Source organism: Mesorhizobium sp. B2-4-7, from assembly GCF_006442685.1.
GTDB lineage: Bacteria > Pseudomonadota > Alphaproteobacteria > Rhizobiales > Rhizobiaceae > Mesorhizobium.
On the sequence record NZ_VFVH01000009.1, the window covers coordinates 163,913 to 175,592 of the forward strand.

10 protein-coding genes are annotated in these 11,680 nt (G+C 64.0%); 4 read left to right on the forward strand and 6 right to left on the reverse strand.

Translation table 11 applies throughout. The features are described from left to right. Positions 1–58 precede the first annotated feature (58 nt). Positions 59–2,509, forward strand: a complete 2,451-nt coding sequence (locus FJ946_RS22615; RefSeq protein WP_140564527.1) for a ComEC/Rec2 family competence protein — start codon at positions 59–61, stop codon at positions 2,507–2,509. Here the strand turns inward: FJ946_RS22615 and lexA are convergent. Next, positions 2,503–3,246 carry a transcriptional repressor LexA gene (lexA, locus tag FJ946_RS22620; RefSeq protein ID WP_140498674.1) on the reverse strand — a complete coding sequence of 248 codons (744 nt, stop codon included), beginning with the start codon at positions 3,244–3,246 and terminating at the stop codon, positions 2,503–2,505. The genes FJ946_RS22615 and lexA overlap by 7 nt on opposite strands. A 452-nt stretch (positions 3,247–3,698) precedes the next feature. On the opposite strand from lexA, the gene FJ946_RS22625 reads away from it, so the two are divergent. Together FJ946_RS22625 and kynU are read left to right on the forward strand one after the other, a co-directional pair. Then, on the forward strand, positions 3,699–4,376 hold the full coding sequence (locus FJ946_RS22625) for a TetR/AcrR family transcriptional regulator C-terminal domain-containing protein (protein WP_181167577.1): 678 nt from the start codon (positions 3,699–3,701) through the stop codon (positions 4,374–4,376). Next, positions 4,373–5,620 (forward strand): kynureninase, encoded by a 1,248-nt coding sequence (kynU, locus tag FJ946_RS22630; protein ID WP_140564529.1) that lies wholly within the window; start codon positions 4,373–4,375, stop codon positions 5,618–5,620. Before FJ946_RS22625 ends, kynU begins: the two co-directional genes overlap by 4 nt. A 63-nt stretch (positions 5,621–5,683) precedes the next feature. On the opposite strand, the gene kynA is transcribed toward kynU, so the two are convergent. Both kynA and FJ946_RS22640 read right to left on the reverse strand, forming a co-directional pair. Beyond that, positions 5,684–6,520: a tryptophan 2,3-dioxygenase gene (gene kynA, locus FJ946_RS22635; protein WP_140498668.1), complete on the reverse strand. Its 837-nt coding sequence runs from the start codon at positions 6,518–6,520 to the stop codon at positions 5,684–5,686. Next, positions 6,517–8,142, reverse strand: a complete 1,626-nt coding sequence (locus FJ946_RS22640) for an AMP-binding protein (protein ID WP_140564530.1) — start codon at positions 8,140–8,142, stop codon at positions 6,517–6,519. The genes kynA and FJ946_RS22640 overlap by 4 nt, the downstream gene beginning before the upstream one ends. A 167-nt stretch (positions 8,143–8,309) precedes the next feature. On the opposite strand from FJ946_RS22640, the gene FJ946_RS22645 reads away from it, so the two are divergent. Beyond that, complete coding sequence (locus tag FJ946_RS22645; protein WP_140557166.1) at positions 8,310–9,140, forward strand: alpha/beta hydrolase; 831 nt, start codon at positions 8,310–8,312, stop codon at positions 9,138–9,140. 15 nt (positions 9,141–9,155) lie between these two features. On the opposite strand, the gene glp is transcribed toward FJ946_RS22645, so the two are convergent. Genes glp through trpC form a run of 3 tightly spaced genes read right to left on the reverse strand, consistent with a single transcriptional unit; the run spans position 9,156 to position 11,676 of the window. Next, positions 9,156–10,361, reverse strand: a complete 1,206-nt coding sequence (gene glp / locus FJ946_RS22650; protein WP_140515365.1) for a gephyrin-like molybdotransferase Glp — start codon at positions 10,359–10,361, stop codon at positions 9,156–9,158. After that, on the reverse strand, positions 10,361–10,861 hold the full coding sequence (gene moaC, locus FJ946_RS22655) for a cyclic pyranopterin monophosphate synthase MoaC (protein ID WP_140498660.1): 501 nt from the start codon (positions 10,859–10,861) through the stop codon (positions 10,361–10,363). Before moaC ends, glp begins: the two co-directional genes overlap by 1 nt. Positions 10,862–10,863: 2 nt before the next feature. Further along, a complete protein-coding gene (gene trpC / locus FJ946_RS22660) occupies positions 10,864–11,676 on the reverse strand; it encodes an indole-3-glycerol phosphate synthase TrpC (protein ID WP_140515366.1) in 813 nt (270 codons plus the stop codon). Between the last annotated feature and the right edge of the window lie 4 nt (positions 11,677–11,680).

The following is an 11,680-nucleotide window of genomic DNA, read 5'->3' on the forward strand; positions in this document are numbered from 1 at the left end:
TTTCGCGCGTCGCGCGTTCATGTAGCATAGGGTGTCGAGGGCGCAAGGGGCAGACCCGATGGCTGGAGCGGGCCGGGGCGCGGAGGAAGGCGAGGACGTCGTTGCCGGCGTCAGCGAACGCTCTCTTTTTGCCATGCCCGCGCCCGCCTCATTGCCGCTGGCGTTGCCGCCCCTACAGCAGCCGGGCAAGTCGCCGCCGGCGGATGTTTCCACGCCGCCCGGCATTCCCGCAGCCGGCGCGGCCGAGCGCCTGCGCCGTGAGTTCGGCCGTGCCTCGTGGCCTCGTCTGCGCAACGGCGTGGCCAGAGCGTCCGAGCTCGAACTCGATCGGGGCATAGGCTTCCTGCTCGTCCCGGTGTTCCTGGCGTGCGGATCGATTGCGTATTTTTCGTTGGCGGCGGAGCCGGGCTTTGCCAAGCCTGTCGCGGTCGCGATCCTGATGTCGCTGTGCGCGCTCGTTTCACGCTCATGGCCGAAAACGCATCTGTGCTTCATGGCGGCGCTGTTGTGCGCGCTCGGCATGCTCGCCGGCAAAGTCGAGACGTGGCGAGCGGGAACGCGGATGCTGGGCTCGGAAATCTCCACGCAAATCACCGGCCGCGTCGTTTCGGTCGACCAGATGGAGACCGGGCGCATCCGGCTGACCATCGATGTGACATCGACCGCGCGGCCGAAACTACGCTACGCGCCCGAGCGCGTTCGCCTTTCGGCGCGCAAGGTGCCGGCTGAAGTGACGGCCGGCTCCCTCGTGACCGGCTATGCCAGGCTGTTGCCGCCGACCGGGCCGGTGCGGCCGGACAGCTACGACTTTTCCTTCGACAGCTACTTCGCCGGCATAGGCGCCAGCGGCTTCTTTCTCGGCAACCCCAAAATCGTCTCAGCCGATGACAGGCCGTTGTGGGCCGCCCTCTCAGCCGCCATCGAGAGTGCTCGCGAAAGCATTGCCGACCATATCAGGGGCAGCATCGGCGGCGCCGAGGGCGAGATCGCCGCGGCGCTGATCGTGGGTGTTCGCGCCGGGATTCCCGACGAGATCAATGAAGCGATGCGACGCACCGGCATCTACCACATCATCTCAATTTCCGGGCTGCACATGGCGCTGGTCGCCGGCACCGTCATGGGTCTGCTGCGTGGCGGCTTCGCGCTGTTTCCGAACTTTTCCTCCCGTCGGCCGGTCAAGAAATACGCGGCCGCGGCGGCACTTTTCTCGATCGCCGCCTACCTCGTCATTTCGGGCGTCGTTGTCGCCGCCGAACGCAGCTTCATCATGCTGGCGGTGATGCTGATCGCCGTTCTGTTCGATCGGGCGGCACTCACCATGCGCAATCTGGCTATTTCGGCGATCGCCGTCATCGTGGTGTCGCCGCACGAGGTGGTAGGGCCGAGCTTCCAGATGTCGTTCGCCGCCACCGCGGCCCTGGTCGGCGCCTATGCCGGCTGGTCGGATCGCAAAGCCGACAAAGCGCGGACCCCGCCGCCGCAACGGACCTTGCCTGGCCTGCTGACGCGAAAATTGCTGCTGGCGACAGGTGGGCTGGCGATGACCTCGATTATCGCGGGAAGCGCCACGGCGCTTTTCGCCATCTGGCATTTCCAGCGCGTGTCGCCGCTCAGCCTGTTCGCCAATCTTGCCGTCATGCCGATCGTTTCTGTCGTGATGTTCCTTGCGGTTGCCAGCGCGCTGCTGATGCCGTTCGGGTTCGATGGACCATCCCTTTATCTGATGGGCAAGGGACTGGCCGCGATGATCGCCATATCAGGATGGATCTCGCAACGCTCGCCGGTCGACGCGGTCGGGTTGATTTCGCAGCAATCCGTCCTTCTGGTGGCGATCGCCCTGGTCATCGCGACGATGGCCACGACATGGCTGCGGCTGGCGGCACTTCCCTTCGCGCTCGCCGGCCTGTTGACCGTCTCGGACACGCGCACGCCGGACGTGCTGATTTCGGAGGATGCCCGCCTGGTGGCGTTGCCGATCGGCGGCGGCGAGCTCGCGATCAACCGGGCGCGCCCGAACGAATTCACCGTCGATAATTGGAAACGCGCGCTGAAGTCCGAAACCATCGTTGCGCCGGAACTGTTCGACAGCGGAGACCGACAGTTCGACATCTTCGATCCCGCGCAACTTCCGGCGGGAGCGCCTTTCTATTGCTTCACGGGCCTGTGCATGGCCCGGCATACCTCGGGGGCGATCATCGCGCAGGTGGAGGATCGCAAGGACGCCTGGAGGGCCTGCTCCTATGCGGATCTGATCGTCATCAACGACCCCGCGGGCTACGACCCCTGCCACAATCCGCTGGTTCTCGTCATCACCAAGCGGCAGCTCGCTCGTAAGGGAAGTGCCGCCGTCTTCTTCGACCGGCAATCGGCGACGGCACCGGCACGGGTCAGCTTTGCCGTCGACAGGCCATATCGGCCTTGGCACGAACAGCGAAAATTCTCACGCGAGGCAAGGGGACTGCCGCCTTACCGTAAACCCGAAAAGCCCACCGCCGACCCCGCTCAGTAGCGCCTGATCAGGCCGACCAGCTTGCCCTGCACCTTGACCCTGTCCGGTCCGAAAATACGTGTTTCATAGGCCGGATTGGCAGCCTCGAGCGCAATCGAAGCACCCTTTCGGCGGAAGCGCTTAAGCGTTGCTTCCTCCTCGTCCACCAGGGCCACGATGATCTCGCCGGGACTTGCGGTGTCGGCATTGCGGATGATGACCGTGTCGCCGTCGAAAATGCCGGCCTCGATCATCGAATCGCCCTTGACCTCCAGCGCATAGTGTTCGCCGCCCATGATCATGTCAGGCGGCACTGAAATGGAATGCGTCTGATGCTGGATGGCGTCGATCGGCACACCCGCTGCGATGCGACCCATGACCGGGATCGACACCGCTGAAACCGCGTCGTCGTCATTGCCGGCAGCGGGCAGACGCGAAGACGTCGCCGGCTTGATCTGCCGGCTAGGGCTGCTGCCCTGTCCGAGGCTGCCTTGGATGACGCTCGGGGAGAACTTCTTTGCCGCGTTAAGACCCGGCGCGATCGAGTCCGGCAGGCGCAGCACCTCCAGCGCGCGCGCCCGGTTGGGCAGGCGGCGAATGAAGCCGCGCTCCTCCAACGCCGTGATCAGCCGATGAATTCCCGACTTGGAGGCGAGGTCCAGCGCTTCCTTCATCTCGTCGAAGGACGGCGGAATGCCGCTTTCCTTCAGCCGTTCATGGATGAACATCAAGAGTTCATGTTGCTTGCGCGTGAGCATGGCGGCCCCCAAAGGCATTGCACGAAGGGTCTGGAACCAGAATCAGAAAACAAACCCAGAACAAACACTATCTGTTCCAGTTGTGTTCCGCAACCATTTAAAGTTTAATGAATTTGTTAAGGCGACGGAAACGAAATGCCCTCCCGCAGCCAGCATCCTGCCAGCGCGGTCCGTCGTCAATGCGCTCCCGGGCCCTTTGAAACTATTTTGGTTAATGGCCTGTGGCCCGACCGGTCTCCACTCTTGGCACAAGCCTGCAAGCTGGGTGACCGGCAGGTGCGGGGTGCGTTTGGGCGGATTAGAAACCCCTGCGGCTCGTGAACGAAACGAAACCAAAATGCCAACTTCCGCCGGAAAACGGCCAGACACCACCACTGGTCGCGACGGGCTGCGTTCGTTCGTTCGCTTGACGAAACCGTATAATAATGTACGGTTTTCGAAGAGGAACACCAATGACCACGCCGAAGCAGGCCGCGCGACGCGAACGGATAGAGGAGGCCGCCTATGCGGTGCTCCGGGAAACCGGCTACAAGAGCGCCTCCCTGCTTGCTATCGCCAAGCGGGCATCGGCCTCGAACGAAACCCTCTACAACTGGTACGGCAACAAGCAGACCCTGTTTCGATCCTTGATCGAAGCCAATGCGGGAGAGGCAAGGAAGCTGCTGGAGGACGCCCTTCACCAGGCGCGCGATCCGCTCGAAACCCTGAACTTGCTCGGGCCAGTCCTGCTGACCCTCGTGACGGGCGACAAGGCGGTGGCGCTCAATCGCGCCGCGGCCGGCGACGTCAACGATACAGGCACGCTTGGCCAATCGATCGCGCAATTCGGCCGCAATACCATAATGCCGCTTCTTGGCGACCTGCTTCGAACCGCAAGTCGGGCCGGCCCGATCGCCTGTGACGATCCTGCCGAAGCCGCCGACATCTACATCAGTCTTTTGATCGGCGATCTCCAGGTTCGCCGGATCGTTGGGGTGCTCGAGGAACTGCCTCGGGCGGAAATCGAGCAAAGATCGAACCGGGCGTTCACCCTGTTCTTGCGCCTCTATGCGGCCAGCCCTTGCCCGGGCGGCAAAACAGCCGGCCCGTTTCCAGGGCGCTCTTCTCACCGAGGAACATCGCGACCATGAGCAAAATTCCCGATCTCGCAGCGATCGAGGCAATGGACACCGCGGATCCGCTGCGTGCCATGCGTGACCGCTTCACCTTGCCCCAGGGGGTGATCTATCTCGACGGCAATTCGCTGGGCGCCGCTTCGCCAGCCGTGTTCGGCGAGCTGCAGAAGGCCGCCACGCAGGAGTGGGCGCAGGATCTCATCCGCGCCTGGAACACCGCCGGCTGGTTCGACATGCCGGTCGAACTCGGCGACCAACTCGGGCGCCTGATCGGGGCCGCCGCCGGCCAGACGGTGGTCTGCGATACCACCTCGATCAACATCTACAAGGTGCTGCATGCGGCACTCGGGATGCGGCCGGACAGGTCAGTCATCATCGCCGAGGGGGACAGCTTTCCGACCGATCTCTATATGGCCGAAGGCGTTGCCTCGACGCGGCCGGGCACGGTGCTGCGGCTCGAGGGTGTCGATGCGCCGACCATAGAAGAACTGATCGACGAGCGGGTCGCGGTCATCCTGGTCAACCACGTCAACTACAAATCCGGGCAGTTACGCGACATGGCCGCGCTGACGCGGACGGCACATGATGCCGGCGCGCTGATTGTCTGGGATCTCTGCCATACCGCCGGCGCCTTGCCCGTCGAGCTCGACCGTTCGAATGCCGATTTCGCCGTTGGCTGCACCTACAAATATCTCAATGGCGGCCCGGGTGCCCCGGCCTTCATCTACGCGGCCGAGCGCCACCATGGCGATGTCCGCCAGCCGCTCAGCGGCTGGTGGGGCCATGCGCGGCCATTCGCCTTCGAACAGGGTTTTGCTGCCGGCACTGGCATCCGCCGGTTTCTCTGCGGCACGCAGCCTGTGCTGTCGATGCGCGCGCTCAAAGGGGCGCTCGATGTCTGGAACGACGTCGACATGGCAGAGGTGCGCAGGAAGAGCATGGCGTTGACCGATCTGTTCATCCAACTGGTCGAGGCAAAATGCGGCGCCTACGGCCTCGAACTCGAAAGCCCGCGCGATGGCAATGAGCGCGGCAGCCAGGTTTCGTTCCTCCACCCGCATGGCTATCAGGTGATGCGGGCCTTGATCGAGCGCGGCGTGATCGGCGATTTCCGCGCGCCATCCACGATTCGCTTCGGCTTTACGCCGCTTTATGTCGGCTATGTCGATGTCTGGCAGGCTGTCGAGGTGCTGGAAGACATTTTGCGCACGGACGCGTGGCAGGAGGCGCGTTTCGCCGTCAAGGCGGCGGTGACTTAAGAGCCTGTCGCTCAGAAAAGCGCAGTGGGTTCGGGATAACGATATGCAGTCGGCAAAGCTACGTCAGAGCCGGGTACGGACCTTCCACAGCTCCGGGAACAACTCCACCTCCAGCATCTTCTTCAGGTAGGACGCGCCCGATGTGCCGCCGGTGCCGCGCTTCATACCGATGATGCGCTCGACCGTGGTGACGTGGTTGAAGCGCCAACGGCGGAAATAATCCTCGAAATCGACCAGCTTCTCGGCGAGTTCGTAGAACATCCAGTAGCGCTGCGGGTCGCGGTAGATGATCTGCCAGGCGACAAGGACCTCTTCGTTCTCGGTCCGCGTTTCGCGCCAGTCCGTACGCCTTGCGTCGGCACCGATGTCGAAGCCGTTACGGGCGAGCAGCAGCAGCGCCTCGTCGTAGAGCGACGGTTGCGCCAGGATCGCCTCCAGTTTCTCGCTGAGGTCCGGCCGGTGCTTGTGCGGTCCGAGCATTGCGAGATTGCGGTTGCCGGCCATGAACTCGATGGCACGGTACTGCCACGACTGGAAGCCCGAGGACTGGCCAAGCGCGTCGCGGAACTCGGTGTATTCGCTGGGCGTCATCGTGCGCAGCACGTCCCAGGCATTGTTGAGCTGCTCGAAGATGCGGGCGACGCGCGAAAGCATCTTGAAGCTCGGTTCGAGACGGTCGGCGCGGATGGAGCGGATTGCGGCGCCGATTTCGTGCAGCGCGAGCTTCATCCAGAGTTCCGATGTCTGGTGCTGGATGATGAACAGCATCTCGTCATGGGCTGACGAAAGCGGCTCCTGCGCCTCGAGCACCTTTTCCAGATGCAGATAGTCGCTGTAGGACATGCGCTCCTTGAACGACATTTCCGCGCCCTCGGCGGACGGGTCGTAGGGCTTGCTCAATTGATCTTCTCCGCGCGCAGCCGGAAGCGCTGGATCTTGCCGGTCTGCGTCTTGGGCAAAGCGGCGATGAATTTTACCGAGCGCGGATATTTGTAGGGCGCGATCGTGGCCTTGACGTGATCCTGCAGACGCTTGACGGTCATTGCGTCTGGCGCCACGCCTTGCACGAGCACCACATGAGCCTCGACGATCTGGCCGCGCTCGGCATCCTCGGCGCCGACCACCGCGCATTCGGCGACATCGGCATGCGCCAGCAGCGCCGCTTCGACCTCAGGGCCGGCGATGTTGTAGCCGGCACTGACAATCATGTCGTCGGAGCGCGCTGCGAAGTGGAAGAAACCGTCCTCGTCCTGCCAGAACGTGTCGCCGGTGAGGTTCCACCCGTCGCGGACATAGTCGCTCTGCCTGGCATCGGCCATGTAGCGGCAGCCGGTCGGTCCCCGCACCGCGAGCCTGCCCGCGGTGCCGCGCGGCACTTCGCGCATTTCGTCGTCGACGATGCGCGCCTGATAGCCGCCAACGGCCTTGCCGGTGGAAGCGGGCTTCATGTCATCGAAGCGGTTGGAGATGAAAATATGCAGCATTTCCGTGGCGCCGATACCGTCAAGGATCGGCTTGCCGGTTTTCTCAGTCCATTCCTCGAAGACCGGCGCCGGCAAGGTCTCGCCGGCCGAAACGGCGACGCGCAGCGACGATAAATCGGCCCCTTCGTCCATGGCCTTGAGCATTGCGCGATAGGCGGTGGGCGCGGTGAAGGAGATCGTCGCTTTGTAGGTTTCGATGATGTGGACCATGTTGGGCGGCGTTGCCTGTTCCAGCAGCGTTGCCGCGGCGCCGAAACGCAGCGGGAAGATGGCGAGCCCGCCAAGGCCAAAGGTGAAGGCCAGGGGCGGCGAGCCGACGAAGATGTCGTCAGGCGTCACCTGCAGGATCTCGCGGGCGTAGGCGTCGGCGATGATCAGGAGGTCGCGGTGAAAATGCATCGTCGCCTTCGGCACGCCTGTCGTGCCTGAGGTGAAGCCGAGCAGGGCGACGTCGTCACGCCCGGTCTGCACCGCGGTAAACGTCACGGGCTTGTCGAGGGCGGCGCGATCGAGTTCGGCGTCGTGGTTGGCGGTGCCGTCGAAGCCGATGACCTGCTTGAGGAACGCGCTGTCCTTGGCGCAGGCGGTCATCTCGTCCATCAGCCTGGTGTCGCACAGCGCTGTGGTGATTTCGGCCTTGTCGACGATCTTGGCGAGTTCGCCGGCGCGCAGCATCGGCATCGTGTTGACCACGACGGCGCCGACCTTGGTGGCGGCCAGCCAGCAGGCCACCATTGCGGGGTTGTTGGCCGAGCGGATCAGCACCCGGTTGCCTGGCTTGACGCCGTAATTCTCGACCAGCGCATGCGCCAGCCTGTTCGTCCAGTCGGATAATTCCTTGTAGGTGCGGCGGCGGCCGTTGCCGATCAGCGCGGTGTGGTCGCCCAACCCTTTCTCGACCAGCCTGTCGGTCAGTTCGACGCCGGCATTGAGCCGTTCGGGATAGTCGAAGCCGTCGAGCAGGAAGTCCGGCCATTGATCCGACGGCGGCAGGTTATCGCGCGTGAACGTGTCGATATGCGCTGATGGCCCAAGCATTTTCGGCTGCCCCTGTCTGCCTCACGCCCATCGCTGAACAAGGCACAGGATTGCACCAGTCGAAATTTGTTTCAAGCCTAAAATGTTTTGCCCCCGGAGCATTGACGTTGCCGCTGTCGATCGCCATTGCTATCGGCTGAAACGATGCCGTCCGGGGGAGGGTGCCGATGCTCGAACATCGCATTGCCGATTGGGACAATGCCTACGCCAACGGCGCCAACATCGCCGGCAGCGATCGCTGGCCAGCTGCATGGGTCGAACCGGCGCAGGCATTTCGCGATGCGCTTGCGGCAAAGGGCAGGACTCAGCTCGACATCGCCTATGGCGACAGGCCGCGCAACCGGCTCGATCTCTTCCTTCCCGCCGGGGCACCCAAGGGGCTCGTCGTGTTCATCCATGGCGGCTACTGGCTGGAGTCCGACAAGGATAGCTGGTCGCATCTCGCCAAGGGCTCGGTTGACAGCGGCTTTGCCGTGGCGATGCCGTCCTATACGCTCTGCCCCGCCATACGCATCGCCGGCATCTCCCACGAGATCGGCGCGGCGATCGGCAAGGCGGCGGCGATGGTCGGGGGACCGCTTATGCTGACCGGGCATTCGGCCGGCGGCCATCTCGCCAGCCGCATGGCGACGACATCAACGCCCCTGGCGGCCGGCGTGGCAAGGCGCGTACGCCACGTCGTTTCGATTTCGGGCCTGCATGACCTGCGTCCGCTTATGCGCACCGGCATGAACGCGGCGCTGAAAATCGATGAAGCCGAGGCGCTGACGGAAAGCCCGGCGCTGCTGCGGCCCATGGATGGCGCTCGCGTCACGTGCTGGGCCGGAGGCGGCGAGCGGTCCGAGTTCTTGCGCCAGAACGCCTTGCTGGCCAATATCTGGACAGGGCTTGGTGCCGTCACGAGCGCGGTGGTCGAGCCGGACCGACATCATTACGACATTGTCGAAGGCCTGGCTGATCCGGTCCATCCGCTGACACGAACTTTGCTTGCGGAGTAGAAAAACGGCGAAACTTCACCTCAGCATTATAACGCTGCAGGCATTTCCTACAGCCGCGGCGGACGCAGACGGTTCGCGCACGATCAGTCCGTTGGCGTCGGCCAGTATCCTCAGCATCGAGGAATCCTGGATGCTGAAAGGGGTTGCCACCAGCATGCCGGCCTCTTGCCTGACCACCGCCCGCACATAGTCCTGGCGCAGATCATTGGCCTGCATGGCGGCGCCCAGCCTTGCCTGACGAATATCTTGCCGGAAATCGCGGCCGCCGAGGCGTGCCAGGAGCGGTTTCAGGAACAGTTGCGAGCAGACGAGGCTCGCCACCGGATTGCCGGGCAGGCCGATGCACCTGATGTCGCCGAGGCGGCCGAACATCAGCGGCTTGCCGGGACGCATGGCGATCTTCCAGAAACCGAGCGTCATGCCTTCGCCGGTCAGCACGTCATGGATCAGATCGTGGTCGCCGACCGAGGCGCCGCCAAGCGTGACGATGACATCAGCGCCGGCCGCGACCGCTTTCCTGACCAGCGCCGCGATGGCTTCCTCGCGATCAGCGGCAATGCCGAGATCAAGCGCATGCGCGCCGACCGATTGCGCGGCGGCGGCGACGCCATAGGCGTTTGACGAAATGATCTGGTCGGGGCCGAGTTCGCTGCCGGGCGGCAGCAGCTCGTCGCCGGTGGCGATGATGGCAACCAGCGGCCGCTTTACGACGCCCACCCGGGGATGGTTGGCCGAGGCGACAAGCGACAGTGCTGCCGGATCGAGCACGCGGCCTTTTTCCAGCAGGATGTCGCCCTCGGAGAAATCGAGCCCGAAGCGGCGGATGTTGCGCCCCTCGGCCGTCGGTTCGACCACCTCGATGCTGCCGCCGCCGAGGTCACGAACGTTTTCCTGGATGACGATGGTGTCTGCGCCTTGCGGCAGCGGAGCACCGGTGAAGATGCGCACGGCCTGCGCCTTGCCGACGGCGCCGTCAAAGCCGCGCCCGGCCGCCGCCACGCCCATCACCGAAAGCCGGGACGGCACGGACGCGACATCGACAGCGCGGACCGCGTATCCGTCCATGGCAGAGGCGTTGAAGGGCGGTTGGGTGCGCAACGCCACCACCGGTTCCGCGAGAACGCGATCCACGGCCTCGAGGAGCGAAACGCTTTCGCTCGCAAGCGGCGCAGCACCCTCCAGCAGGCGTTCGAGCGCTGCTGCGACCGGAAGCAGCGCCATCAGGCGACCGCCCCATCTTCGCCAGCGGCTTTGTAGTCGCCCGACTTGCCGCCGGTCTTTTCGACCAACCGGATGCCGGTGATGACCATGGCACGGTCGACCGCCTTGGCCATGTCGTAAATGGTCAGGCAGGCAACCGAAGCCGCGGTGAGCGCTTCCATCTCGACGCCGGTCTTGCCGGTGACGCGCGCCAGCGCAACGATCTTCAGTCCGGGCAGGGCAGGATCGGGCTCAATGTCGACGGAGACCTTGGTCAAGAGCAGCGGATGGCAGAGCGGGATCAGCTCATGCGTCTTCTTCGCTGCCATGATGCCGGCTATGCGCGCGGTGCCCAGCACATCGCCTTTCTTGGCATTGCCGGCCAGGATCATCTTCAGCGTCTCGGGCCGCATCGAGACGAAACCCTCGGCGACAGCGGTGCGCGTCGTTTCGTCCTTGCCGCCGACATCGACCATGTTGGCCTGGCCCTGCGGGCCGAGATGGGTGAGGGCGGCCGTCATCGTCAGACGGCCTCGGCCGCTGCCTTGCCGGTGAGCAGCGCGCGCGTTGCCGCGGTCACATCCTGCTGGCGCATCAAACTTTCGCCGACCAGGAAGGTGCCGATGTCGCTCTTCTGCAATCTGAGGCAGTCGTCATGAGAGAAGATGCCGCTTTCGCTGACCAGCAAGTAACCGCCCGGAATCATCGCCCGCAGTCGTTCCGAGGTTTCGAGACGGGTCTCGAATGTCCGCAGATTACGGTTGTTGATGCCGATTAATTGCGACGACAGCTTCAGTGCGCGCTCCGTCTCGGCCTCGTCGTGGACCTCGATCAGCGCATCCATGCCGAGTTCGAATGCCGTCGCTTCAAGCTCGCTCGCCAAATCATCATCTACGCTGGCCATGATGATCAGGATGGCGTCCGCCCCCCAGGCGCGAGCTTCATGGACCTGATAAGGATCGAACAGAAAATCCTTGCGCAGCGCGGGCAGGGTGACGGCGGCTCTTGCCTTGGTGAGAAATTCCGGCGCGCCCTGGAAAGACGGTGCGTCGGTCAGCACCGAAAGACAGGCGGCGCCGCCCTTTGCATAGGCCCGCGCGAGCGCTGGCGGATCGAAGTCGGCGCGGATCAAGCCCTTGGACGGGCTTGCCTTCTTGATCTCGGCAATCAGAGCGAAGCCGCCGGATCTGCGCTTCGCCTCAAGCGCCGTGAGAAAGCCGCGCGGCGCGTCAGTGTCTTTCGCCCGCGCCTTGATCTCGGCCAGCGGCACGCGCGCCTTGGCCGTCGCGATCTCGTCGCGCTTGTAGGCCTCGATCTTGCGCAGGATGTCCGACATCTGT